Origin of the sequence: Bifidobacterium sp. ESL0745, assembly GCF_029433335.1 — a bacterium.
Taxonomy (GTDB): domain Bacteria; phylum Actinomycetota; class Actinomycetes; order Actinomycetales; family Bifidobacteriaceae; genus Bifidobacterium.
This window is the reverse complement of record NZ_JAQTHX010000003.1, coordinates 186237-213081: the sequence shown is the minus strand read 5'-3', so window position 1 is coordinate 213081 and position 26845 is coordinate 186237. Positions and strand designations below refer to the sequence as shown.

The 26845-nt window shown below is 54.5% G+C and carries 19 protein-coding genes and 1 tRNA gene; 5 read left to right on the top strand and 15 right to left on the bottom strand.

The window, feature by feature from the left end; all coding sequences use genetic code 11:
- From PT275_RS08885 to nrdF, 4 genes are all read right to left on the bottom strand, one after another.
- A partial coding sequence (locus tag PT275_RS08885; protein ID WP_277154029.1) for a BspA family leucine-rich repeat surface protein occupies positions 1–2598 on the bottom strand: 2598 nt, incomplete at its 3' end.
- Positions 2599–3274: 676 nt separating this feature from the next.
- Complete coding sequence (locus tag PT275_RS08880; protein ID WP_277154027.1) at positions 3275–4342, bottom strand: 2,3-butanediol dehydrogenase; 1068 nt, start codon at positions 4340–4342, stop codon at positions 3275–3277.
- Between the two features lie 202 nt (positions 4343–4544).
- Positions 4545–6905 carry a BspA family leucine-rich repeat surface protein gene (locus tag PT275_RS08875; RefSeq protein WP_277154026.1) on the bottom strand — a complete coding sequence of 787 codons (2361 nt, stop codon included), beginning with the start codon at positions 6903–6905 and terminating at the stop codon, positions 4545–4547.
- A 420-nt stretch (positions 6906–7325) separates the two neighbouring features.
- The gene (gene nrdF, locus PT275_RS08870; protein WP_277154025.1) at positions 7326–8378 is read right to left on the bottom strand and encodes a class 1b ribonucleoside-diphosphate reductase subunit beta; all 1053 of its coding nucleotides are present in this window, start codon (positions 8376–8378) and stop codon (positions 7326–7328) included.
- A gap of 394 nt (positions 8379–8772) precedes the next feature.
- Between nrdF and PT275_RS08865 the strand changes: the two genes are divergently transcribed.
- Entirely contained in the window at positions 8773–12990 is a 4218-nt protein-coding gene (locus tag PT275_RS08865) for a BspA family leucine-rich repeat surface protein (protein WP_277154024.1), read from the top strand.
- A gap of 424 nt (positions 12991–13414) precedes the next feature.
- Here the strand turns inward: PT275_RS08865 and PT275_RS08860 are convergent, their stop codons facing one another.
- From PT275_RS08860 to PT275_RS08825, 8 genes are all read right to left on the bottom strand, one after another.
- Entirely contained in the window at positions 13415–14962 is a 1548-nt protein-coding gene (locus tag PT275_RS08860; RefSeq protein WP_277154023.1) for a sucrose-6-phosphate hydrolase, read from the bottom strand.
- 235 nt (positions 14963–15197) lie between these two features.
- Positions 15198–16544, bottom strand: coding sequence for an MFS transporter (locus PT275_RS08855; protein WP_277154022.1), 1347 nt, complete (start codon positions 16542–16544; stop codon positions 15198–15200).
- A 405-nt stretch (positions 16545–16949) separates the two neighbouring features.
- Positions 16950–17846, bottom strand: coding sequence for a dihydrodipicolinate synthase family protein (locus PT275_RS08850; RefSeq protein WP_277154021.1), 897 nt, complete (start codon positions 17844–17846; stop codon positions 16950–16952).
- 108 nt (positions 17847–17954) lie between these two features.
- Complete coding sequence (locus tag PT275_RS08845) at positions 17955–18419, bottom strand: YhcH/YjgK/YiaL family protein (RefSeq protein WP_277154020.1); 465 nt, start codon at positions 18417–18419, stop codon at positions 17955–17957.
- A 108-nt stretch (positions 18420–18527) separates the two neighbouring features.
- Positions 18528–19787: a gluconate:proton symporter gene (locus PT275_RS08840; protein WP_277154019.1), complete on the bottom strand. Its 1260-nt coding sequence runs from the start codon at positions 19785–19787 to the stop codon at positions 18528–18530.
- A 497-nt stretch (positions 19788–20284) separates the two neighbouring features.
- A complete protein-coding gene (locus tag PT275_RS08835; protein ID WP_277154018.1) occupies positions 20285–21346 on the bottom strand; it encodes a LacI family DNA-binding transcriptional regulator in 1062 nt (353 codons plus the stop codon).
- Between the two features lie 84 nt (positions 21347–21430).
- The gene (locus tag PT275_RS08830; protein ID WP_277154017.1) at positions 21431–21718 is read right to left on the bottom strand and encodes a type II toxin-antitoxin system YafQ family toxin; all 288 of its coding nucleotides are present in this window, start codon (positions 21716–21718) and stop codon (positions 21431–21433) included.
- Positions 21711–21974, bottom strand: coding sequence for a type II toxin-antitoxin system RelB/DinJ family antitoxin (locus tag PT275_RS08825; RefSeq protein WP_277154016.1), 264 nt, complete (start codon positions 21972–21974; stop codon positions 21711–21713). The genes PT275_RS08830 and PT275_RS08825 overlap by 8 nt, the downstream gene beginning before the upstream one ends.
- A gap of 251 nt (positions 21975–22225) precedes the next feature.
- Between PT275_RS08825 and PT275_RS08820 the strand changes: the two genes are divergently transcribed.
- The 4 genes from PT275_RS08820 (at position 22226) to PT275_RS08805 (ending at position 24283) form a co-directional block, all read left to right on the top strand.
- A complete protein-coding gene (locus PT275_RS08820) occupies positions 22226–23263 on the top strand; it encodes a DUF1524 domain-containing protein (RefSeq protein WP_277154037.1) in 1038 nt (345 codons plus the stop codon).
- A gap of 133 nt (positions 23264–23396) precedes the next feature.
- Entirely contained in the window at positions 23397–23756 is a 360-nt protein-coding gene (locus PT275_RS08815; protein WP_277154015.1) for a DUF1516 family protein, read from the top strand.
- A gap of 179 nt (positions 23757–23935) precedes the next feature.
- A tRNA-Lys gene (locus tag PT275_RS08810) sits at positions 23936–24008 on the top strand.
- 122 nt (positions 24009–24130) lie between these two features.
- On the top strand, positions 24131–24283 hold the full coding sequence (locus PT275_RS08805) for a hypothetical protein (RefSeq protein ID WP_277154014.1): 153 nt from the start codon (positions 24131–24133) through the stop codon (positions 24281–24283).
- A 579-nt stretch (positions 24284–24862) separates the two neighbouring features.
- Here PT275_RS08805 and PT275_RS08800 read toward each other — a convergent pair.
- The 3 genes from PT275_RS08800 to PT275_RS08790 all read right to left on the bottom strand — a co-directional run bounded on the left by PT275_RS08800 (position 24863) and on the right by PT275_RS08790 (position 26667).
- Positions 24863–25060: a hypothetical protein gene (locus PT275_RS08800; protein WP_277154013.1), complete on the bottom strand. Its 198-nt coding sequence runs from the start codon at positions 25058–25060 to the stop codon at positions 24863–24865.
- 187 nt (positions 25061–25247) lie between these two features.
- A complete protein-coding gene (locus PT275_RS08795; RefSeq protein WP_277154012.1) occupies positions 25248–25511 on the bottom strand; it encodes a mycoredoxin in 264 nt (87 codons plus the stop codon).
- Between the two features lie 118 nt (positions 25512–25629).
- The gene (locus tag PT275_RS08790) at positions 25630–26667 is read right to left on the bottom strand and encodes a glycosyltransferase family 2 protein (RefSeq protein WP_277154011.1); all 1038 of its coding nucleotides are present in this window, start codon (positions 26665–26667) and stop codon (positions 25630–25632) included.
- Positions 26668–26845: the final 178 nt, after the last annotated feature.

Sequence of the window (26845 nt, the reverse complement as noted above, 5' to 3'; positions counted from 1 at the left end):
ATCGGAAGGATCGGAAGGATCGGAAGGATCGGAAGGATCGGAAGGATCGGAAGGATCGGAAGGATCGGAAGGATCGGAAGGATCGGGCTTAGGAGGCTGCTTCTTCTCCCACTTGGCGTAGAAGGTGAGGTCTTTGTCTACGGCTGGGAGCGACTGGGCAGCAGCGTGTACCTCGCCTGATCCGTCCTCGTTTTCGGCCCAACCGTCGAAGATGTAGGTGTCCTCGTCGGCTTCAGTCGGTTCAGTGCTCTCTCCGGAGGTCTCGTTGCCTTCCTCAGAGGTCTCCTCAGGGGTCTCATCCTCCCAGGGGTCGAGAATGGGGAAGTGCTTGGAAGACTTACCATAATCTGACTGGCCGTAAAGGCCGGAGGTCTGCGACCACGGGTATGCCGGGCCCACCCCAGGGTAATAGGATTCCGTGGCCGGGTTCCATGGGTCCGGTTCCGGATAGAACGGGGAGCTGGGATAGGACCAGGGGTCTTGGCTGGACCAAGGATCCTTTTGCAGGCCGTATGGGTCGTTAGGCAGAGAAGGCATTGAGTTAGTCACCGAACCAATGCTCGACGGGCTTCCTTCGGGGACATTGCCATCGGCGTCGCGCACAGGAACGTCTGTGCCCTTGCCGTACCAGAAGGTTATCGGGTCGGGGTCGGCGCTGTTCTTCAACTCAGCGCCTTCTGGCAGATTGGTCTCTGGCCTGAGCGTCAGCGTATGCTTCGTCGCCAGCACGTAGGTGCCGATGCGATCTGGTTGAGACGACTGTGTGCGTGTGGCAAGCTCGTCACGCGTATATACCACGGAATCGTCTGTATGCGCCGAAGGCGTACCAGGCACTGCCAACTCCACCCACTCATCGGTAGGCCAGGCATAACCGAACATATCAGATAGGGAGTTAGCTGTCATTTTTGTGTTCGCACCAAAAGTGATTTGTTGCAGGTTTATGCAGAACTGGAACATTAGCTCTGAATTTCCGGCGTTACTGGTATCCAATTTGCTTAGATCGACGTTTACCAGTGACGTATTACGCTCAAACATACGGCTTATGTCTGCATCATTGGCGATTGTGGTGCGCGGGAATACTAAGGTTTTGAATTTGCAACCCGAGAACATGGCACACATATTGGAAACATTGTTGAAATTCAAGTCGTTGAGATTGACATTTTCTAGTGGATCCTGGAAAAACATAAAACTCAGGTCGACACCGTCGGCGAAGTTCTTATGAGGGAATTTTACGTTCTTCAGGCTCGAGCAACCTTGGAACATTCGTTCCATGCTGGCGACATTGCTCCAGTCAAAATCACTCATATCGATGTCTTTCAAGCTGGTGCAGCTATCAAACATACGGATCAAATAAGTTCCATTGGCTGTATCTGTATGGAAGAATTTAACGGTTTCCAAGTTGTCGCAATATTCGAACATGTCTGCCATGGATATGACATTGCTGGCATCGAAATTACTGAGATCGACCTTTTTGAGATTCTGGCACCAATAGAGCATTTCGTATAGTTGGGCTCCATTTGCTGTTCCGCTGCTTGGGAAAGTCACAGATTCGAGACTATCGCACTTCCAAAACATCATGTTCATTTTTTTGACGTTGTGCAGATCGAGCTTGCTCAAATCGAAGTTCTTCAGATTGGTATCCCCGCTGAACATGTACTCCATGTCCGTGACTGAGGAAGTGTTTGAAGAGGAGGGGAATATAACCGTCTCGAGTTTTGGAGAATTTTCGAACATTTGCTTCATGCTTCGAACATGACTGATGTCAAGGCCGCCAAAGTCCACTTTTTTCAGACTCTGACAGTCACTGAACATACTGGACATACCAGTAGCGTTATTGGGGATAAAATCAGGGCCAAATGTCACGGTCTCCAGATATGGCTTCGCATAAAACATTTGGGACAAGGTTTTTTGGTTGCTGAAGTCCACGGAATTGCCAAAGTCTATGGACTTCAAGTAGAGTCCGTAAATTGTAGGCGCGTAATAAGGGTTAACGTCAAAGATGCTTTTCTTACCGGTGAAGACAATTTCGGTAACTTCTGAATGACTTCTCTGAAACAGCTGGGTGACGTTATTGTTGTCTTCGGTGGCGTTGACGGTCAATCTGCATCCGCCGTCGCTGGTAGGTGCGATCGTCCATGTGCCGGCGTTCGTGTTGCCGCTTCCGGTACAGGTGCCGTCCTGGGCGGCGGGCTGGTCTTCCTGCGGGCCGGCCTTCAGCGCTTGGGCCTGGGCTTGTGTTGTGCTCTGCGTGTCAGTTTGTGCGCCGATCGTGGGCTTGGCGGCCAGGTCGGGCGTTGTCGCCGTGACCGGCTGCTTGGCGGCGTCACTTGCCTGTGAACCGTTCTTTGACTTTGCTTGCGTTGATCCACTAGCCGCACCTTTTTGATTGGTTTCCTTGGCGGTGTCATCCGCTTGCGCGCCGTCTTTAGCCGACTGATCTTTGTCGTCTTTCGGCGTGGTGTTACTGGTGGTTGCGCTTTGAGTGACGGCATCGCCGGTCAAAGCCTGTTGAATTTCTCCGGCTTGGGAGAGCACTGGTACCGACAGCATTGCCGCTACCGCAAGCACCCCGACCGTTACCTTCCATGGTTTGCTCATGTCTTTATTCCCCCCTTGAAAAGGCACAAGGGAGCAGCATTGTTCTCCCCAGATCAGTTTCTAAAAATGTATTATATTACATTTTATACTTGCTTTTGATGCAATGGGATGTCGAAAGGCCTTAAGGCACAAGCATTATCGGCATTTTATAATACATAGTTGCCGGCGATGAATGTGCATGCGGTCCGGATTTCATCGATGTGTGATAGAAAGTGAAAAATAGGTCATGCGACGTTTGGTCGGCTTCGGAGTTGAATTTCTGGTTTATCGTTCAATGTTTGTTGTTTTGGTATGCTGTAACGAACCTATTTAATTATCCACTTAAAATAATGGGAATTTATAAAAAAAATAACCAATTTACTATTCAAAAATAAATAGTTTCTCTATATAATTTCACTTACAGCATATTCCAATAGACAAAATCGGATTCTTTGCGATTGCTGTTGAGATTGAATCCATGCGAATGTCTATGAACTATTAATGGTGCCTGTTGGCAAAGGCCGAGTCGACGAGGACGTATAAGGCCTGGGTATATGAAAACGCCCCCGACGAAGGTTCGTGCCATGTGCCGAAACCGTAAATCGTTGCTTTGTCGGGAACGTTTCGAAAGGTGAATTGAGCGGATAGCCAGTGGATTATGCGTCAGTCTATCCGCCCAATATGTCGGATTGAAGTTTCAGAGCTCCGGGGTGATCATCACCTTGACCTGGGACTTGTCGGTGGCCAGGGCCTTGATGCCCTCGATGGCGTCGTCGAGGCTGACCTTCTTGGTGATGACCGGCTTGAACTGGTCCTTATGGGCGTTGATGATGCCGAGGACGGTGTCGAAGCTGTTCTGATAGCACAGCGTCGTGTAGATGTCGATGCCCTGCATGATCACGTCATCGGTCCAGTTGACGCTGACGGGCTTGCCGAACAGCGCGACGATCTGGATCTTGCCGGTGCGGCGCGTGACCTTGAGTGCGGTGTCGAACGTGGCCTGCACGCCCGCGCATTCGAAGGTGACATCCACGCCGGTGGGGTAGTCGGCGCGGATAACGGCGTTGACATCCTGCTTGGTGGGGTTAAGCGCGTCGGTGAAGCCGAGCTCGCGGGCCTTGGCCAGACGAACTTCGGAAACGTCGGAAATATAGACACGGTTCGCGCCGGCGATGCGGGCGAGCAGTGCAGTGGTCAGGCCGATCGGGCCGGCACCCATCACGGCGACGGTCTGGCCTTCGCGCAGGCCGACCTTCTTGATGCCTTCGTAGGAAACGGAAACCGGCTCGCACAGTGCGCCGAGGTCGTAATCCATGCCTTCGGGAAGCTTGTGCGCGAAAACGTCGTCGATGTTGGCATACTCGGCCATGCCGCCGTCTTGCGAGAATCCAAGGAAGTTTCCGGCGCCGTCCTCGGCCACCACGTTGTCGCAGAAGTTGTAGTTGCCCGCGCGGCAGTTGGCGCACTTGCCGCAAGCCAGCAGCGGTTCAACGGCGATGCCGTCGCCCACCTTCAGATCGGTAACCGCGCTGCCGACCTTGACGACTTCGCCCGAGAACTCGTGACCGAGAGTAATCGGCACGGTCTTGCCGGTCAGTGGGTGCGGATGGGTCGGCAGACCCCAGCCTTCGGCATAAGCGTGAAGGTCGGAACCGCAGATGCCGCAGTTCTTCACTTTGATTTGTACCTGATCCGGCTTCGGATCGGCAATGGCTACATCTTCGACGCGTACGTCTTCCTGGCCGTAAATACGAACAGCTTTCATCGTTGATTCCCTTTCGTAGATAGGGTGGTGTTACCCTTATCCTTTTTATTATATAAATAATGAAAAAAAGTATGAATAATACGACGTTAACGTTCACAAATCGGCAATATTTGTAGATGAGATTACGATTCTGGAGATTAGCGTTGAGGCCCGCACCGGATTGGATTCGGTGCGGGCCTCAACTAATTTGATTGCGACTGTTTTACTCTTCTGTTTCCATGGCGCGGTGGCGGACGACTTCGAAGCGGCTGCGGCTGCTGAGGGCGAAGAAGACGAACAGGGTGGCCAGCATGAGCAGCAGGAAGATCCAGATCGGCGTCTGGTCGGCGGTGTCGGTGGCGACGGACGCGGCGGGAGTGCCAGCGTTGCACTGGTAAGCCGCAGGATGGATGTCACCGGTACGCCATGCAATGGCGGCGCATTCGCGGTTGGCGCTCTTGGGCGCCGCTGGTTGCAGGGCCGGGGTGCTGTTGGTGTCACGGCCGGATTGGAGGCTTACGGCGTTGGGGCTTGTCCCGCTGGCGGTGCTGTTGTTGATGGCGGCACTATTGGTCCCGTTGTTGGTGGCATTTACTGTGCCTGCAGCTTGGGCCGCGACGGTGGTGGCGACGGCGCTGACTATGGGCGCGGCAACGGGTGATACGGCAGCTTCGGCGACCGGAGACGTGGCTGCCGGAATTGCCGGTGCCGCTTCGGTGGCGATGCCTGTGACCGGTTCGCCGTTCTGCGACGTAGCGGTCTCGTGCTGTGTCGCAGTGCCGGCCGAGAGTTGCGGTGTTGCCGACCCTGTCTGTTGCGAATGGGTGGCGGAGCCAGACGTCGCCGACGAATTGCCAGAAGCGCTTGACGAAGAAGGTTCGGGCTGATTGGCCGAGATGTTCGGCTTTGCGATCGGGGACGTGGCATTAGAGGAGGAGCTCCCTGCCTGTGATGGCGAAGTCGGGTTGGCCGAGGTGCCGGGCTTGGAGGATGCTGACGGGTTGGCCGAAGTGCTTGCATTGGAAGACTCGGATGGGCTTCCCGGCTTTGGATTCATGGGCGAGGGGCTCGAAGCCGGGTTGTTCGTGGGAGAGGAATTCGACTCTGTCGATGAGGGCGAATCGGTCGCAGAGCTCGAGCCGGACGGGGTTGTGTCAGGGGCTACTGGCGTGGCCGCAGGCTCTGATGGTGTAACCGTTTCTGCCGGTTTGGGTTCTTCGGCTTTCCATGTTGCGTAAAGGGTGACCTTTTTATTGGTCAGATCGATTTTGGACCCTGGCTGGTGCAGGGGGCCGCTGCCATCGGCGTTTTCAGCCCAACCTTGGAATGTGCAGCCGGTTTCGGGGCAACCGCTGATTGTGAATGGGCTGTTGGCCTCGTCGGGCAAGGTGTAGTATCCCAGAGCCACGATTTTAGTAATGACGGTTCCATTGGCGTCGTGCACGGGGACATTATTGCCAACGGCTGCGTCCGTGGAATATAAACCGTCCTCACCGGCTACGCTCGTGTCTTTGGGTAGTGGCGACTCCGCTTTGAGAATTAGAAGGGTTGAATATCCTATGCGCACGTAAGTGCCATCGCGGTCGGAGGCACTTACGTCTCGTGTCCGGGCCTTTAGCTCGGTGAAGATGTATCGGGTGGTGCCGGACTGGTTGACATGAGCCGAGTCGGTGCCGGGCACTTCGAGCTGTACCCATTGCCACTTGATAGGGTCGTACTCGGCTTCGTACGCTGATGCATTTCCTGAGTCATCGGACAAGTGCACGTTTTTCCCGACCGTCAGCTGTATCAAGTTGAAACAGTTGTCGAACACGTCACTCATCTCGGTGACGTTGCTGGTGTCGAATGTGCCGCCAAGGTCAAGGGATTTCATTTTGCTGCAATTGTTGACCAAATTCCCCATATCGGTGACTTTGCGCGTATCGAAGTGACTCAAATCAAGGCTGGCCAGACTCCCACATTCCTCGAACATGGCGCTCATATCAATGACGTTGTGGGTATCTAAGTGACTGACATCAAGCGACCGCAGGCTCCAGCAAAAGAGGAACATCTGGTGCATGTTGGTGACGTTGTGGGTGTCGAGGTGGCTCAAATCAAGCGACCGTAGGTTGCGACAAGAACTAAACATAGATTTCATGTTGGTGACGTTGCTGGTGTCAACGGAGCCGCCGAGATCGATGTTTTTAAGTTTGAACATATCGTAGAACATGGAGCTTGAGTCAGCGGGGAAGGCAATTTTGTTGGAACCGGCAAAGGCGATCTCGGTCACAGCGTTTGAATTGTACAGGGGTTGCAAGGTATTTTTGTCGAAGGTGCCGCCTCCTGCACCTGCTGTAATAGTAAGTTTGCAGCCGTCGGAGTTGTTGGAAAGCTGACCGGTGACGTTGCTGCCCATGTTTTTGACGGTGGGATCGCAGAGGCTTTGCGTTGAGGGCGCCTGAAGGGCTGCCTGTGTCTGCGTCTGGCTTTGGGCTGTGTTTTCCGGGTGTGAGCGCTGAATATCGTCGGCGTTGGAGAGTGCTGGAATGGACAGCATGGCTGCAGCGGCCAAAATTCCCATGGCTGCCTTCAATGGTTTGCGCATGACTTTTTTCTTCCCTATCATTTAGTTGTAATCAGTGAAATGCAATCCCCGTACCACTGATTGCGTTCATGAAATATAATAACTTTTAGTATATACGAAATGCGATACGATAATCGTTATTCCTTATAGAATAAAGTCGCGAATCTTGAGTATTGCGTCCATAGCATACGTAGCATCTATTGTTGCGGCGATGCAAAATCGCGCGGTATTTGGTGGTACCTTTGGCATACGTGACAGCTATGGCGCGCTGGTGCCCGTGTTCATGCTGATTTTCCAGTTTTTGTTTCGTGGCGGGGGTAAAGCTCGGTTTGTCAGGCGACGGACGGTGAATAGGTGTGTGATCTGAATACAAAACCGCCCGGTCTCGTGCAGTGCACATGAACGGGCGGTTTTAAAAACGTGACGGACGATAAGGCTAACTCAGAAGTCCCAATCGTCGTCGTCGGTGGCTTCGGCGTTGCCGATGACATAGGACGAGCCGGAACCGGAGAAGAAGTCATGGTTCTCGTCGGCCGAAGGGCTCAGCGCGGCAATGATCTCGGGGCTCACCTTGGTCTGCGCGGCGGAGAACTTGGCCTCGTAGCCGAGGTTCATCAGGGTCTTGTTGGCGTTGTAGCGCACGAATGCCTGCACGTCGTCAATGAAATCGAAACCTTCGTAGACCTGATCGGAATACTTGACTTCCAACTCGTAAAGCTGGTTCAAAAGGTCGTCGGTGTACTTCTTGAGCATTTCCTGGTCGGCGGCGGTGCGGTGCTCGAGGTGGCGCTGGTACTTATAGCCGGAATAGTAGCCGTGGATGGCCTTGTCGCGCAGGATCAGGCGGATCATGTCGGCGGTGTTCATCAGCTTGGCACGGCTGGAGAAGTAAAGCGGCAGGTAGAAGCCCGCGTAAAGCAGCAGGCTGGAGAGCATCACGGCCGCGACCTTGCGTTTGAGCGGGTCGGTGGACTGGTACTGTTCCATGACGATGCGCACGCGCTCCTGCACCAAGTCATTGCCCACGGCCCAGCGGTAGGCTTCGTCGATCTGCTCGGAGGAGCACAGGGTGGAGAAGATGGAGGAGTAGGAACGGGCGTGCACCGACTGCATGAAGGCGATGTTGGTGTAGATGGCCTGCTCGTGCTCCGTGAGCGCGTCGGGAATCTGGACGAGCTCGCCGACGGTGGCCTGCTCGGTGTCGAGGGTGGTCAGCCCGGCGAAGACGCGCACGGTGGTGGTGCGCTCGTGCTCGGTCAGAGAGCGCCAGGAGGGGATATCGTTGGAGAGCGGCACCTTTTCGGGTAGCCAGAAGTTGGCGATGAGGCGGTTCCAGACCTCGAGGTCCTTGTCGTCCTGGATGTTGTTCCAGTTGACGGGGCGGATGCGCATGGAGTTCGGATCCGCGCCCTTGGCGAAGGCCGTCGACCACTGCGGGGGGGTCAGCGAATCGGCCATCATCTTGTCGTCGGCGAGTTTGACCTCGTTTGTCATGGGTGTTCCTTCTTTTTGTGCCGGTATGTTTTTAAAGTTTTGCTGGTATGCGCCTTGCTTGTGAACCAGCAGCTTGCGAATACATCTTGGAGGGTTCATTCTCCCGTATTCCGTTGACATAGAGCGGCTGGTTCTGGCGCTGGCGGCACTACATATAGTGGCCAGACAATGCGATACCTCTACATATAGTAATCGGTAGGTTATGGCTTCGCTCGACGGCACGCGGAACATTCCTGTGATGTAGATAACACAGAACGATGGAACTGCATTGACTGTATGACAAATATTTTATTTTTTATTTATTTCTCACCAAATTTGATAAAAAACAAAATGTAATATATAATAACTAAAGATGTCAGAAAATAACATATTACTGACTTAAGAGATGAGAAAAATGAATGCTGATAACAAGATGGCCAAGGTTCTTGGCGCAGTTGTTGCTGCGGCTATGTTGTGCGGCGTTGTTACTGTTTCTGCGACCGCCGGCGATGTGGATGGAGAATCCGGAGCTCAGACTTCGTCAGAACAACAGGCTGATGTAAAGGCAAAGGGACAGGGCGAGGTTGCCCAAAACGATGGGCAGGCAGCCGGTAGTAGTGATGCTGCCAAGGTCAAGCCCCAGTTGAAAGCTGAAAGCGGCGATCGTTTAACGAGCACGGTGCCCAAGAAGGCTGGGAGCGCACCTGCTCCTCAAGCTCAGACCAGTGTGCAGCAGCAAGCCCCACAGGCGCAGAGCGAGGTGGCAGCGCCTCAGACGCGGGCCCAGGCGCCTCAGGCGCAGGGTGGTACGCAATCCCCGCTGCTTGGACAGGAACCAACCACCCCAACCGTTACCATTGTTTATGGCAACGACGGCGCATTCAAACTTACCGTTAAGGATGGTTCGTGGCTTGATTTCCGCAGTGATGGAAGATATACGTATCATTCTTTCGACAATACCGAGGTCTCTGTTGCACCAAACGAATTAATTAATCAAAATAATGATGACGGTAGTTTAAATAGTATTGCATACAGTTATCCTTATGGTTCTCCGGTTCCTGATCTGACGGTGAGCAAGGATTCCAGGCAGCCCGCCACCTTTAATACGTTAGAAGCGCTTAGTTTCTCTCGGTCTAGCGGGAGTGTGATTAATGATATTTACAGTGGCTATAAATACGGGTATTCCGTCTCTCGCAATGATTCCTGGCAGGAAGACGTTGAGTTGGACAATTGGGGGAATGCGTCTTTGATTAAGAATCGCATCAGTCAGGGTTACGGTTCTCAAGTCCACTACAATATACAAATTGGACCTGGCACGGTTGGCAGTGCAAGAAGATCTCCTTGGTTGGGCCTAGCTGATAAGGATGCTTCGTATTCACTAGGGTCACAGGTTAGCTTTACCGATCCGGAGCATACTTTTCTTCCTGCGGACAGCTCAAGTATGTTTGCCAGGATAAGCAATCCTGGGTTGCTGAATTTCGATGAGATAGGCAAACTCGACACCAGCAACGTGACGAATATGAGCCATATGTTCGATAACTCTCCTGTCATCACCGGTACGGCATCCTTTAAAGGTTGGAAGACTTCGAACGTAACGGATATGAGTTACATGTTCCATAATACGAAAGTTTCGGAAATCTCGGCGCTTTCGCATTGGGATCTTTCAAAGGTGCAGACAATGGCATATATGTTCTCAGATGCGACTGATCTGCAGAACATCGATGATGCCAAGAACCTCGAGCTGCACAGCTTGACTGATATGTCCTGGATGTTTTCAGAAGATGGCAAGTTCACTGATGTCAGCGTGATGGGTACTTGGGACACCTCGCATGTCACTACGATGAAGGGTCTTTTCTCAGGTGCCCAAGGATTTGATGGGTTGCCTTCCACGGAATCTCTTACCGAGCTAAGGGGCGTCGACAAGATCAACATGGATGCCGTCACCGATGCCAGCCAGATGTTTGCCTATAACCAGAACCTGAAATCGATCGGCGGTATCGGCAAGCTGCAGGTTTCGAATGTGAACAGTATCGCTTCCATGTTCTGTGACGATTGGGCGTTGACCGAACTTGATTTGCACGCTTGGAACACGAAGAATATCACGGATATGTCCTATGCCTTCGCCATGGATAATCCTGCGTACTATGGCAGCGGCATGTCTGATTCCGAGAAGAATATGAACAGCCATCTTGCTTCCATTGATCTTTCCGGATGGAATACTTCTGCGGCGACTAATTTGAGCAGAATGTTCACCGGGTGCTCCAGGCTTGTTGCGCTTAAGGGTATTGCTTCGTGGCAAACCGGTTCTGTGCAGAGCATTAATGGCATATTCTGGAATTGCTACAAGCTTTCCACGCTCGATCTTTCGCGTTGGGACATTTCGAGCATATGGGATATGGATTCCGCGTTCCGGAACTTCGGCAAGGAAGCTGGTCATGTTGACCTGGCCTCGTTGAAGGGTTGGGATTTCGCCGGTCGGTCAGTTGACGTGAGCAACATGTTCGATGGTTGCGCGGCCGAGACCCTGCCTGTCGCCGGTTGGAGTATGGGTGGCGTTCCTTACACGCAAGGCATGTTCAGCAACATGCCCAACCTCAAGACGCTGGATGTCTCGAAATGGGATACTCGCAACGATGGGGATATGGGCAGGATGTTCCAGAATGATCCGAAGCTTGAGTCCGTGGATGTCAGCAATTGGAAGACCGACAATCTTCGTGAGACGTCTGATATGTTCAATGGCGATTCTTCGTTGACCAGCGTCGGCAGCATGGCTGCCAATGCTGGTACAGGGGCTTGGAAGGTCGAGGACTACTTCTATAGCGCGATAAACATGTTCAAGGATTGTCCGAAGCTTAAGTCGCTGGATCTGAGCGGTTGGAATTTGCGTTACGCAGCTTCGGATTATAAGCATATAGAGCATGTCGGCAATAACACCTATTGCCATGCAGACCTTGGCATTGACAATATGTTCTCGGGCGATTCCGCGCTTGAAAGCCTTGATTTGTCTGGCTGGAATGTTCCGCATGTGACGACGGTGAAGAATATGTTTGCCGGCACGTCGAGCCTTAAGAACCTGGATCTTTCCGGTTGGGATGCCAGCTCGGTCACGAGCTTCAGCAACACATTCACTGGAGCGGGCGCGCCTGACGGCATGAAGCTTGATCTCTCCAACTGGAAGGTCAACAATACCGTCAGTATTGAGCTGCCGTTGCGTGACGCCAATGTGTCGGCTGTCGATCTCACCGGTTGGGACACGACGGCAAATACCGGCTTCCAGCCGCGCTTCTCGGCCAAGCTGCGTCAGTTGACCGTCGGGCCGAAAACGGTTCTGCGTCCGGAATACTTCGTTGAAGGCGTTGAACCCGGTGGCCTCACTCGCGGTATTAGCCAATACACCGGCCAATGGGCCGAGGCGAGTGCCAAACCGAATGCCGTGCAGACTTGCACCGCTGCTGACGGATCCAGTTACACAGCGCATGGCGAGGCCTGGAACAGCTGCGGCCGTCCGGCCGGTACCGGCGCCACGGCTGCGATGATGAACCAAGCCAATGCGCATCCGCACGAGGCCACTTACCTCTGGGAGCAGCACGCACTGGTGCATTTCGCAGGTCTTGACCCCACCAAGCCGACGGCTTCCTACGACGATACCGCGATGGCTCCGAAGGACCTTTACGGCGCTGACGGGGAATCCATCAAAGTCGACGACAATACCACGCCGGTCGACGTACATGGTATGTTCTTCACGCTTCCTGAGGAATTGAAGGCCGAGGATTACAAGAACGTCGGCTGGCTGCGCGATGACGATCCCATGGCGGATATTCAGAAGTCGCAAACGAGGATGTGGGTTCCCGGCGGTGAATGGGTGGTGCGTGCCATGTGGGAGGAGAACAAGCCCACGCCTAAGCCCGAGCCGAGTGTTCCCGCGACGCCTAGTAAACCTGGCAACCCGGGTACGTCGAGCAAGCCTGAAACACCCGACAACTCCAGTAACCAGAATGGTTCTACGAATCAAACTCAGCCTTCCAAGCCGAGCAATCCGTCCGCTTCGAAGAATCCGACTCAGCCTGCTGTGCCTGCCGGTTCTGCCAATCAGACCCAACCGGGCAAGCCTTCCAAGCCGGAAGCATCGGATAGCGGTTCGGCTTCCGGTCCGGCCGCATCTTCTGACGGTGGTCTGGCTGTTGCCGGGCAGTCTTCGGTGATTCTTCCGGTGCAGGCTCCTCTGGCTGCGCAGCCCGTGCTTGCCCAGGCTCTTCCGGCGCTTCCGGCGGCTTCTGCGGTTCGGAACACCGTCTCCCCGTCTGGTGTTGCCGCTGGGGCCGCAGCTCCGCAGGCAAACGCGCTTGGCGGCGGGGTGAACAGTGGTGCCCCGGCTCCGCGTGTACAGACTCCGAGTCCGTCGTGTATTGAGAACGAGGGAGTGGCGTATGTGTTGGATGCCGCTGGCTATGTGGTGCCTACGGTGGAGCATTGCTCCACCGCGTCGAGTGCCGCGCCGGTGAGCGCTAACAATCGTTCTACGTTCCCGTGGTGGATCGCGCTGCTGCTGCTCCTGTTCCTGATTCCTCTGGCGAAGCGCAACAGGTTCGTCATCTATGCCCGTCACCGTTCCCCGGAGGAGACGGAGCGCTGACAGGACAAAGGCAAGCGTTGAAGTAACCAGTCAAAGCTGATTACCTAAAGCCGGAAATGAAATAAGTGAGGGCTGCAGATCATTATCCGCAGCCCTCACTTGCATAGTTTTCAGGCCGGGCTTGTAGCGGTTTTGCAAAGCGATACCGCTACATATAGAAATCGGCAGGTCGTGCCTCCGCTTTGCGACATGCGGAGCCGGCTTATTTTCAAGCCATCGTTGGCTCGTCGTCTATGGATACGACCAGGCCGCCGACACCAGGTTCGGCAGATTGCTTCGTGCGGCGGATTTGCCGCAATTGGTGATATGGAAGTCGCATGGAGCGAGTTGGAATCGACTGATTTGTCGCGATAATAAGGTCCCGCTGGCGATTTAAGTAAGATTGCCAGCGGGACCTTATTATGACTTTGGTTGATTGAAGAGGTTACTCCAGACCGATGCTGCGCATGTCGTGAATAGTCAGGCGCGTCGGGGTCAGTGTGCCGGATTCCGCGGAAAGGCGGATGGCGCGGGGGCCGTCGGACGGGTAGCTGTAGGAGCTCAGGACGTGACGGCCGTCGTTGACGTAGACCTCGACCGAACCGCGATCGACGTAGACGTGCAGCTTCAGCTCGTCGGCGTTCAGTTCGGCTTCGGTTAACTTGGCTGCACGGTAACCGCGATCGCCGCGGGCGGCAGCCTGACGGTCGACCACCACGGTGCCGGCTTGCGCGTCGAAGGCGACGTAGGTGTAGGAGCCGTCGGGGGTGGCGTGGACCTTCAGCCCCGCGCGTTCGGCGGTGGTGTGCTTCAGGTCGATATCCAGCTCGATCTCCACGGCCTCGGCGTCCTCGTCAAGAAGAATCTCCTCGTTGGCCTCAAGCGGACGGGCGGAATGCTCGAAGGTGTTGATGCGCAGCTTGTCGATTTCAGGCACCGGCACCGTGCGCAGGTCGCCGTCAGGGCCGAGAGTGCATTCGCGTGGCAGGGTCATCTGGCCACACCAACCGTCGGATTGCATGGGCGCGTTCTCGCTGAACGGGCTCATCCAGCCGTACATGATGCGACGGCCGTTGGCCTCGAAGGACTGGGGCGCGTAGTAGTTGGCGCCGCAATCGAGCAAACGCAGACCGGTTTCTGGCTTGAACGGCTCGCCAGGTGTCCAGGTGCCGATCATATAGCCGGCGTTGTTTTCGTTGCGGTTCATATAGCCTTGCGATTTCGAGCCCATCGCCGAAAAGACGATGACCCACTTGGTGTTGCCGTCCTTGTCCTTCAGGGGGAAGAAGTCGGGACATTCGAGCATGAACACATCCGGGTCCGGGTCGTCGAAGAGGACGTACTGGAATTCCCAGTTGGTCATGTCCTTGGAGGTGTACAGCCAGATCTGGCCGTGACCGTCGATGGTGGAGACACCATGGATCATCGTCCACACGCCGTCCTGCTTCCAGACTTTCGGGTCGCGGAAGTGGTCTTTGGCCTTGTCCAATGGGCAATCGATCACCATGCCGAGCTTGTTCAGCTTGGTGGCGTCGTCGTCTTCGGCCACAGCCTCCATCTGCACCTGCCACTGGCCCTCGGAACTGTCCTTGCCGTTCATCCAGCGATGGCCGGTGTAATAGAAACGCAGCTTGTCGTCGTCATCGATGACGGCGCAACCGGAGAAGACGCCGTCCTTTTCCTCTTCAAGGCTGGGGGCCATCGCAATCGGATCGCGGCGCCAGGAAACCATGTCGGTACTGGAAACGTGACCCCAGTGCATCGGGCCCCATTGGGTGCCGTAGGGGTGAAGCTGGTAGTAGACGTGCCAGCGGCCTTTGTAGTAGCACAGGCCGTTCGGATCGTTGATCCAGCCGGCGTTCGAGGCGATGTGGAACTTGGGATACCAGCGGTCCACGCGTTCCAGCTCGAGCTCGTCGACGCTTGCCTCGGCTTTGGCAAGTTCCTTGTCATGGTCGTGGATCTCATGGTAAACGGGATATGTGGTGGTCATCTTTGATACCTTTCTTGCGGTTTGTTTGCGGGACGACTCTGAGAAGATCTCACGATTCGTTATCGTCCGCTATGATGTAAAACCTTTCACATTGCACAATATTACTCATGCCGTGGCCCATATCGTTATGGAATGTCGTGAAAGGGTTTTGAATTTTATCCAATATCCGGCTGGTGCCTCGGTCGGTAGAGGGCGATGAACACCATGCGAACCGAAGCGCCAGCCGGATAGTCGATCAGGCAGAGACCTGAGCCTGATCCTGGCTCTTGGCCGCTTCCATCTTCTTGCGGTCCTTGATGCGGATGAACGGATCGCCGCCCACCTGCTGGTCGTCCTTCTTGATGATGAAGAAGCCGTAAATCAAGGCGAGGATGACGATGCCGGAAATGGTGAAGAAGGTCTTCTGCGGGCCGAGGGCGTCACGCAACGCACCCAGCGGGTGGGACATCAGCACCTGGCCGACCTGCGAGGCGATCTGGAAACCGACCATGTAAAGCGTGGCCGATAGCTTCGTGTCGTAATGCAGCGTGAAGTAGCGGAAGACAGGCAGCATGAAGAGCGGGGTCTCGATGGCGTGGAACATCTTGACGAAGGAGATCATCACCGGGTCGTGGAAGACGCCGCACAGGCCGATACGCAGGAACATCACGCAGGTGCCGAGCAGCAGCGAATTGCGTACGCCGATGTGGTCCATGATGATTGGGACAACGCCCATCATGATCGATTCGCAGAACACTTCGCAGGCGTTCAGGACGGAGTACCATTGCGCGCCTTGGTCGGGGTTGGCGAAGAGGCTCTTGTAATAGCTCGGGAACATCTGCTGGTCGAAAACGGTGTAGAAGGTGTTGGTGAAGATCACGAAGATGATCAGCAGCCACAGCGAACCCATCGTCAGCACGGAGACCATTTCCTTGACGGTCGGGTTGGTGCGCGGCGCGTTGGGGTCGGCCTCCTTCTTGAGTTCTTCCTTCTGTTCTTCAGGACGCCAGAAGACGTAGATGCACAGCATGCCGAGGCCGAAGAGGGAGCCGAGCCAGAAGTTGTACATCATGCTCTTGTTGAACAGGAAGCCGGCGACGAGGGCCACGATGGCGTAGCCGAAGGAGCCCCATGCGCGGGACTGGCCGTATTCGAAGCCGAACTTGCGGCTATAGCGCTCGGTCAGTGCCTCGACCAGTGAGCAGCCGGCCATGAAGCCTGCCGAAAGCACGACGGAGCCGATCAGGACACCGATGAACTTGGTGGTGCCGCCGGCCTTGAGCATTGGGGTGTAGATGAACTGCGCGAACGGGCCGACGAAGGCCGCGATGCAGGAAATCACGATCACCAGACGGCGCTTGATGCCCAGGTTGTCCTGGATGACGCCGTAGACGAACATAATGATAAGAGTGACCAGCGAATTGGCGGAGTAGATATCGCCTTGCTGGGCCGCGGTCATCCCGAGGCCCTTCGGTTCTGGGCTTGTCAGCCAGATCGAGAAGAAGGACCACCAAATGCCCCACGAGCAGAAGAACATGAAAATACCTGCGGAGCTCTCAAGATATGAGGGGTTCCGATAGGTTCTGGCACCTTTGACTGCCATAATCGTCACCTTTCTAGTCAAGTGTCGCTGCCGCGCGACGCTTCCACCACAGTTTCCGTTTGTTCTTTGCGGCATTGCCTAAAGTGGGAAACTGAAAGAAAATATAGGACGAGAATCGATTCACGTCAAATTGTAAAACGATTCTCGTGTTTCTTGATAAATAATATATAACACACGGGAATATGTATAAATAAGCGGTTCAATTTTTCATTTTCGACTTATTGTTTTGCTTTATGAACCGGCATCGGAAACTTTTACGTTCAGAATTTAACATAAAATATTTGAAATTACTATAAAATAGTTTAAATAATATCTAAAAAATTTCGCCGCCTGACATCGCTGCATACAACCTGTATACAACAACGCCAAGCGGCGAAATTATCTATAAATCGCTACGTTCGCGACTCACACATTCAGCAGCTGCTTGATCTGCTCGAACTGCTGCTCGGTGAGCTGGACGGCGGGCCTGCGGATGTCCGTGGAAATCGGGCCTTCCTCGGCCTTGACCGCGCCCTTGATGGCCGAGACAAACAGATCGGCCGTGTCGTAGATCGCCATCAGCTTGTTGATCTTCTTGGCGCATTCGAGCGAAGTGGCATAGTCGCCGGACAGATAGGCTTCGTTCATCTTGTGGAAGAGTTCCGGCTTGGCGTTGGTCAGGCCGCAGATCACGCCGTTGCCGCCGGCGATGCGGTTAGGAGTGTAATACTCGTCGAAGCCGGAGAAGACGCGGAAGTCGGGGTTGACCGGACGGACCGCGGCGATCATCTTGCGGGTGTGGCTGATGGTGTCGACGGTGTCCTTGATACCGACGATTTCCGGATGGGCCTTCACCAGTTCCGCGACCAGCGCCGGCGAGAGATCCATGCCCGTGCGAGGCGGGAAGTTGTAGAGGATCACCGGGATGGACGTGGCTTCGCAGATCATCGCGTAATAATCCTTGGCCGAAGCGTCGGACGGGCCGAAGTAATACGGAGCGACGGCCACAACGGCATCGGCACCGGCCTTGGAGGCGTAGCGGGTCAGCTCCACGACCTCGTCAGGATTGGTGCCGCCAACGCCGATGAACACATTGGTGCGGCCGGCAACGCGCTTGACGGCGAAGTCCGTGACCTTCTCCTTTACATCCAGCGGGAACGCGTAGAACTCACCGATACTGCCGAAGATGAGGATGCCATCGATGCCGGCCGTGACCAGATGGTCCAGATGCCTGCCCCATGCCTCGTAGTCTATGTCACCGTTCTCCTTGGTGATGGTGATGGATGGGCAAATGACTCCATCGAGATTCTTGTTCATATTCATTGGCTCCTTTGCTTGAGCGGGCAACAATCCGCCAGGATGGTGGGTTGCTGCCAAATTTTTTATTGGTTTGGCTTGATGCCACTCCGTTGCTGAAAGCTTTAACAGGTTTCAGAGTACGGAAATCTTGACGACGATCTTATGCACGTGTTGCGGCTTGCCGTCGACCATGCCGCGCGCGGCGTGCATGTCTTCGGGGTAGACCAGCACGTAATGGTGGTCGGTCAGAAGCGCCCGGTTGTGGTGCTCTGGGTGCGGATAGAAAATGATGTCGTTTTCCTTGTTGTATTCCGTGTTCGGCTCCACCGTGCCGGTGTCCCACCAGCGCACGTATTCCTCGCCGGAAAGCATGTAGTGCAGGTCGATGTGGTCGTAGTGGCTTTCGTAGCTGATAGTGTCGTAATCGGCGGTATCGTAGCTCTGCAGCAGCAGGACGATGGAATCGTCGAGCGGATAGCTTCCGTCCGGCTTGGCGGCCAGCTCGCTTTCGTGGCTGATCAGATAGGCGATGGTCTTGTCGATGCGGGCGCGGACTTTGGGATCCGTGCGATACGATTTCGCATTCCCGTTTTCCATATGATTCTCCTTAATCTAATATGCGGATTTAGGCGGATTCGCAGCCGGATAGCCGGTTTCGGCGACTAGGCCGCGAATCCGTTCGAAGGTATAAAGCGTGGCTCTTGTTCAGAACAGCAGCACGGACGCAGCGGCCATGATGAAGATGGAGCTGATCCATGCCACCGGCACGCCGTTGAACAGGAAGGTCTTGGTGTCCAATCCCGTGTATTCCAGCGACCAGGCGTTCCAGGACTGTGTGAAGCAAGCGGAAATGCCGATCATGGAGGGGATGACCATCAAAGCGTAGAGGAACCAGACGTTGAACGTGCCAAGGCTCAGCAGCAGGGTGATGGTCGCCGCGCCTGCGCCGTAAAGCTCGAGCGGGCCGCGGAACAGGGCCAGCGGGGCGAGTACCAGGACGATGATGATGAGGATGAGTTCGTTGTTCGGGATGACGTGGGCCAGCATCGGGGTGACCACGCCGACCGCTTTGATGGCGGCGGCCTGGAACATCATCAGGCAGAAGAGCATGATGAGCAGCCCGCCGATGTCGCCGATGGCGGTTTTGGCGGTGGAGCCGATGATGCTGACCAGCTTCTTCATCGAGTTCATGTTGCCGGTCAAGAGGAAGGCCAGGATAGTCGCCAGAAGCAGCGACGGAACGGCGGGCCACTTGAAGAAGATGCTCAGAGCGGCGGGGACGATCGGCAGAACGTAGGTGACCGGGGAAACCTTGGCCCATTCCTTGTCGTTGCCGACACCGCCGATTTCGTAAGGCTTGCCGTTGCGGATGGTCTTGGAGCGAACCAGGATGAAAAGAATGATGACGATCATCTGGATGACCATGGCCGCGATGCCGAAGCGCAGGTAGTGGTCACCCCAGGCGACGACCTGCCCGTCCGGGGACTTGTAGCCCTGGAAGAACGGCTGGAACTGTACGAAGATGACGCTGTTGATCCACATCGCCGCGCCGATGGAAAGCGTGAAGACGGGGACGGCGATCTTCTTGGGAACGCCGAGCGAGCCCATGATGGGGAAGAGGATCGAGCCGATGGCCACTGCGGAACCGACGCCGTACGCGCTGGTGAAGATGAGGCAGGTGACCAGGGCGATCAGGATGGTGGCGATGACGGGCTTGTCCTTGCCGACGCGGACCGTGAGCTTGCTGATGCCGGCGGCGATGCCGGTATCGACCAGCACGCGTCCGAACCAAGCGCCGAGGATGATCTGCACGGCGGTGGAACCGTAATTCACGGCGGGCGTCGAGAAGATGTCCGTAATGAAATTAAACGGTTTGGCAATGCCGAACGCCACGGCGATGAAGTAGATGCCCGTCCAGAGCACTGCCATCGAGAAGAACGCGATGGTAAGGTTTCCGCCTTTCACGGAAAATATGACGAATCCTATAAACGTCAAAGCTAGCAATATCGCTACTATGGCAGATCCCATTATCAGCCCCCAAAATATTTAGTCAAACAGACGTTGTCTAACTTGATTAACCAGTTGTTCCCCCAATTGGTTAATTTCACAGTAACGCCATCGAGGCAAAAGCTCAAACGACTTGTTTCGTTTGGGTGTCGGTTTTTAAAGTGGCGGTTTTTGAAAAGTGTTGAAAAATAAGTGAAGTGCGTCACAGGAGGTTGGGAAAAATTAAGCTGTGGGAAAAATTTTGGGAGAAAAGGCGGGTTTGGTTTATGGCTACCTTTGTTGTTTTCGGGAGGTCTTCGAATGATTTTGGCCGGATGCTTGGTTTTCCGCTGGTTGGTGCCGAGTGCACTTTCCTAAAGCAGACTGGCTGTGATTCCTGCGACATGCGGGTTTCTTGGCATTGCTGACACGGCGGGATCCATGCCTGTTTTGTCAGCAATGCTGATTGTCGCGGACTACTTTTCGGATGTGCCGACCAGCGAGCCGCGCTCGAGCAACTTGCAGCGGATACGTACCGGATTCGGGGTGTCGAGCGACGGAATTTGCGCGGCGGTTTGGTTTTCGTCGGGAGCAGCGTCATCAAGCGTGCGGTTTTCGATCATCGAAATCAGCTTGCGAGCGCCCCAATAGCCCATTTCATAATGGGGCAGCTCGAGGGTGGTTGGGCGGGGTTCGAAGGTCTCCTTGATGATGCGGTTGTTGTCGATGCCGACCACGGAGATGTCACGGCCGACTTGCAAACCTCGCTGGGCCGCGCACTGGTAGACGTACCAGGTGCGGGCATCGTTGAAGCAGAAAAAGCCGTCCGGTTGCTGTTCGTCGAAGAGCGTGGAGACGGTTTTGAGGGCTGGGCCGTCGTTTGGCACTTTTGCCGCCAGACCGGGGTTGAAGGGTATTCTGGCGTCGGCTAGCGCCTGCTTGTAGCCTTTGAAACGCAATGGCTCGGCGATGAGATTATCGCTGCAGCCGATGTAGGCGATGCGCTTGGCGCCTGCCTCGGCCAGGCGTTTCGTGGCGTCGTAGCCGATGGCGACCTCGTCAGGGGTGATATACGGCACGCGTCCGTCGGCATCGTTGGCATTGATCAGCACGGTTTTTTCGTTCTTGAGGCTGGCTGGGATGTGAGAGATTCTGTCATACATTTTTGCATAGAGATAGCCGTCGACCCCGTAACGTTTCAGGGCGGCGATTTCGCTGGTTTCGTCGGCATTGCCGTCTGTGTTGACCAGCAGCATCATGTAGCCCAACTCGCTGGCCGCGTCCTGCGCGCCGAGGATCATCCCGCCTGCGTACGGGGTGGTGGCGATCTCTTCGCTGATGAAGCCGATGGTGTGTGTGCGGCTGGTGCGCAGGGAGCGGGCGAGGGGATTGGGTCGGTAGCCCATTTTCTTGGCGGTTTCGCGGATGTGCTCGGCAAGTTCCTTCTTGACGTGCCCGTCCTCGCGATGGTTGAGCGCCATCGAAACGGCTGTCACCGACGCCCCGGCTTTCTGCGCTACCTCTTTGATCGTGGTCATGGTTTGTATAATAACTGCCGCCCGTGATGCGGCAGGGCTTATGAGCGTTACGTGTTGAAATGAATTATTTGTATTGCGGGATTGTCATTGTTGTCGCAGGACATCGTCGTGACTGCCGGTTCTCGTCAGGGTTAAAGTCAATGAATTTCGTGAAAGTTGATAAACAAGTAACCAATCACCTTCGATGTGTAACTCGCGAAAGGCTTTAAGATTCCCCTTCAACGCATGGTCGCGGTATTTGGTGGATAATAAAGACTTGTCTTGTGACTGCAACGTGTCGAGGGCATCATTGAGTTTCGTCATGTCGTAGTGCTTGCGTTTGAGTCTGCGTACGTCTCGCAGAAAAGCGGGTTCGTAAAATACGTCAAGCATTATTGATGATGTCCTTCATCTCGTCGATGCTGCCTGCGTGAATCGGCTGTTCCTGCGCGGTTTTGAGTATCGACTGTTCGAATGGCGTAGCTGTGGTGGGTCTGAAAGGCAGGCCTCCATCACGTACCGATTGGGCTAGAAATAGATTGACTGCGGTGCCCAGATCGATGCCGAGGGAATCAAAAAGCTGTTCTGCTTGTTCCTTAAGGGTTTTCTTGGTGCTGATTTGTATGCGTGTGCGTGCTACTGCCGTCATATTATCTCCTTTATGAGTAAATTATACTTTAATACAAGTTAAAAATGCAAATGTTATGAAACTTATCGGCTCTACAATATCCGCGGTTAATCCTGAGAGTTCGGTATCTAAATCTGATAGAATATCCAGAGGAATAGGGCATGACGATAGTTGAATGCCTGCAATGAAAGATGCGAACTCAAGTGGGTAGAACGAAGAAATCGCTGAAGGCCGCTTTTGGTGCGTTGATGGCGGCAATATTGATGCTGTCGATGGCGGTGGTGACTACTTCCGACTCGGCGCTCGCGGATACGCCAGCTGCAGATAGTGAATTGGCCACGGCGGCGCTTGACAAGCTGCCCGTCAAGGGGCGCGCACCCAAGACCGGTTATAAACGCACCAAATTTAGCAAGGCCTGGGCCGACGTCGACCGCAATGGCTGCGACACTCGTAACGACATTCTGAGACGTGACCTTAAAGACAAGAAATTCAAGGCCGGAACCAATGATTGCAAGGTGATGTCGGGCACGCTCGATGACCCGTACACCGGCAAGACCATTCATTTCAAGCAGGGCAAGAAGACGTCGTCCAAAGTGCAGATCGACCATGTCGTCGCGCTTTCGAACGCATGGCAGACCGGCGCGCAGAAGCTTACTGCGGACCAACGCAAGCAGATGGCGAACGACCCGTATAACCTGCTGGCGGTCGATGGAAAGGCCAACCAGCAGAAAAGCGACGGTGACGCCGCGACCTGGCTGCCCAAACAGAAGTCCTACCGTTGCGCGTACGTTTCGCGTCAGATCGGCGTGAAAACCAAGTACGACTTGTGGGTCACCAAGGCCGAAAAAGCCGCGATGCAGCACGTGCTTGCATCCTGCCCGACGCAAGTGGTTCCGGTTGATGATGGGCCGTTCGCGCTGAACGGCGTGGGGCTGCAGAGCGGTGTGCGGACGGGCGCCGTTCCTCAGAGTTCCGGCAACTCCGGCCAGGCTAGTGGTAGCAATGCAGGTTCCATCCAGCCCGTTCCCGTTCCGGTTCCCGTTGCTGCGTCCAAGTCTTCATCTGCTCCGGCTAAGCGCACTCGTACAAAGCGCACTCATGTAAAGCGCGCCCACGCTAAGCCTGCTCCTGCCCCTGTCGCACCTGCACCTGCCCCGGCTGCGTCTGCCGTTCCGCAAGGCGGTGGCGACGTGTACTACAAAAACTGCGCTGCAGTCCGTGCCGCCGGCAAAGCCCCGATTTACGCCGGCCAGCCTGGTTATCGCGCTGCCCTCGACCGCGATCGCGACGGAATAGCCTGCGAAAAATAAGCTATGGGCAAGTTGCTTGTAATTTGCTTATTGGAAGCGATACGCCTTCAATGAGCCGTGTTGAGAGTGCGGGCTGCAGCCTATATATTGGATATAGATTTACTGATAATTTTTCTTATTGTTGGGAGTAATTATGGTTTGGGCTTGGATGCATTTGGTTGTTGGAGTGGTGCTGGTCGTCGCGGTGGCCGTGGGGCTACTGGGGCCGGCGAAGATGACCAAGATCTGGGCGATGATTGCCCGCGTCTGCTATATCCTCATTATTGTGAGCGGCATCGTGCTGATTGTGCACGCCTGGCCGCATATCACTGTGCTGCTGGTGGTCAAGATCGTTCTTGCGATTGCGCTGATTGCGCTCGCGGAAATCGGTTTCGCCAAGAAAAGCAAGGATACGGCGTCGGCCGTTGCCATTTGGGTTCCGATTGCGCTGGTCATCGTGGTCATGGTGGTCGGCCTTGTGGTCTCCCACGGTTTCCCGCTCATCATGAAGTAAAAATAATTACGGTTACTCCGGTTTTACAAGGCGAGGCGCTTCAGTAGATGCTTCGCCTTTGTTGTATATGCCGATTCTTGTTTAGTATTGTTATTTATTTACTTTCCGCGGATTGCATTATTGCGACACGCAAAACAGGATACGCAAATCGTGAAGTGACTGTATAATGAAGTTTTGTTGCCCCTCTGGCTCAATGGTTAGAGCAGCGTCCTTTTAAGTCGTGGGTTGTGGGTTCGAGTCCCACGGGGGGCACAAGTAAGGTATCGTCCTTTGGAGGTGCCTTTTTTCGTTTTGGTTCCGTTGCGGTCTTGAAACTCGTTGGGTCGGTATCCGAATGAATCAGATACCGACCCGCGGCTATTAACTAGAGGACAATGCAAGCGCCCTGGCTATTGGCATCGTCTTCCAAAGCTTATTTGCCCGACTTTATTGTGCAGGCGGATAGTGTCATCGTTGACATCGTGCTGGTGGCCATTGGCGGCTACCTGGTGATGATGGATTTCCGGGATGGGATCTCTGATTGGTGAAATTTACCCGTGCGGTTCGGGCAGGCCTTTTGGGGTGGGGTGTATTTTTGCGTTTTCGACGGGGAATGTGGGTGAGTGACGTTTTAGCTGCTTTCAAGCACATTGACGTTGGAGTGAGCGGTTTGATATGGCGGGAGGCCTAATAATTGGGTGGGCTGCCAATGACAGATTTTGGCGGGTCAACGGTGCATTGGTAGTAGTGAATATTGTTAAATATCATTCGAAATATATAATTATATGCTCAGGATGAAAATCAATAGTTAATTATTGATAATTTATTGTATTTTCGAACCCTTTAAGCTCTATATTTTAGGGAAACGTTGGCAAGTATCGAATTCCCTTTATCCCTCGCCGTTAAGCACGACGGACATTAATCGGTAACTTGTGGCGATTTTCAAATGGCTAAAAATCGCCATATCGAGAATGTTAAAAAGTCCCGTTACCTGCGCTTATGGCCGTCTGGCCAATGACGATTTCGATTTTGGCGGCAAGTTCGATATCAGCAAGGTCTGAGGTACAGAAGATATGTTCTTCGGCACCTATAAATTGATCCGGATAACATTGGCGCCAATACAAAATTCAAGGCTCACCGTGTCGGTTTGTCTGTCTGTGGGAGTCTCGGAAGAACTCCTGGTCGGCCAAACCGGCTACTTCGCAGTCCGTTTCGGCTTCGGCGTTGGCCAAGGGCAATCGTGTGAAACCCGGTACCGCGGCCTCGGTTGTGAACGCCACCAAAGCAAGGCCGGTGCCGGCGTGGATTCTGCTTGTGATTTTCATCGCTATAATGGTGCTCTTCGCGGTTATAAGGCGACACAATGGCTTCGTGGTCGTTCAGCATCGCGCGCCGGAAACGGCTCAGTGAGTGGCTGGTGAGTAGGTCCTGGCAGGATAGCCCTGGACAAAACGGAACACGGGGCTCGTGATGCAACCCGCCACGAGCCCCGTGTCTTTTGTGCTCCCGGTTTCAGAACTGCCCGAGCGCTTCGAGCTTTGTCTTGAGATCGGTGGCGCTGGGTTCGACCTCGAAACTGCCGTCACGGAATACGACGACCGGGATGTGCTTTTGGCCGCTGATTTCGATGGCTTTGGCCTCGGCTCCGTCATCGTGCTCGATATCGTGCCAGTTGTAGGTGATGCCGAAACGGTCGAGCGCCGCCTTCGCACGCCTGCAGTCGCCGCACCAGTCGGCTCCGTAGATTTCAATGGTTGCGCTATTTGAGTCTGCCATGACTGTGTTCCTTTTGAGCAATCGTATGTCTTTCCGGCTTGGTTATTGGCGTATCTGGCGATAAGCGATAAAACGTGGGCGGAAAGACCAAAGACCGTGAGCCTTTGGCCTATACGATTTAGTTAAATCCGATAATATTTTCAGCTATATGATAACCCATGCGGATAATCCAGCGACCGACTGAGCCGGGTAGATTGATAGCGCGGGACGGCAGCTGCCTCCGGACATCGCGCGCGATTTGGGGCGAAACGTTGCGCTGGTTTTCCCACAACTCCTGCTTGATCTGGTAGTTCGCCGGTTTGCGTGAAAGGATGAGGAAGACGCTGGCCACCACAGACTCGATCGAAAGGAAATGAATCATATAGCGATAAAGGCCGTCAGAAACGGTGCCGTGCTCGGGAGTGGCGGCAACCATCGCGCGGTTGACGCGCACAAGCTGGTCCACGCGACGGATCATCACGTCGGTCTGCACGCTTTGCCCGTCGCGGCCGATGAAGTAGTGGTAAAGCGGCGTGCTTATGTACATCAGCGATTTGACCCAGGGGAATGGCTGGTAGGCGTAGATGAAATCGACGTAGAACGTGTGCTCGGGCAGCTTGGTCTTGGCTTGCCGCAACACCTCCGTGCGGAAAATCAGCGCATGCATGATCATGTATTGCGCGATACCGAAGCGTTTGAGATTGTCCCAGCCGAGGCGCCGGTCCGCAACCATCACATTGTCGAATTTCACGACGTGCTTGCGCCGTTTGCCAATCTTGTCGTAGACGTAATCGGTGACAAACATGTCGATCGGGTCGCTGGCGTCGCGCTGTTGATATATTACATCCATGAGCTGTTTGAGGGATCCCTGACCCACCCAATCGTCGGCGTCGACGACTTTGAGATACATGCCTTTCGCGTTGGCGACCCCGGTATTGACCGCACCGCCGTGGCCCTTGTTGGTCTGGTGGATGACGCGAATGATTCCGGGTTTTGCCGCCGCAAGCCGATCCGCAAGTTCCGGGGTGCCGTCGGACGAGCCGTCGTCGATGATCAGCACCTCGATGTCGTCGCTGTCGGGATTCGCGGTCAGCGACGAGACGCAACGCTCAAGGTAGGTGTCCATATTGAATGTGGGCACTACGAAGGTGAGCATTTTCGAGCTTGTTTGCGGCATGGTTCCTCGTTATGGGTATTCGCGGCGTTGGTGCGGCGAAACAAGCCCAACTTACCATGTAAGCCTGAGAATGGCGGGCGCGGGCGCATGAATTGCGTTGCTCCCGACGTAAGTTGCGCAAAAGCGTTAGTGGTTTGATTTTGCGATTGTCTATTTTTACGGCTTTGTGTCTTTTGAA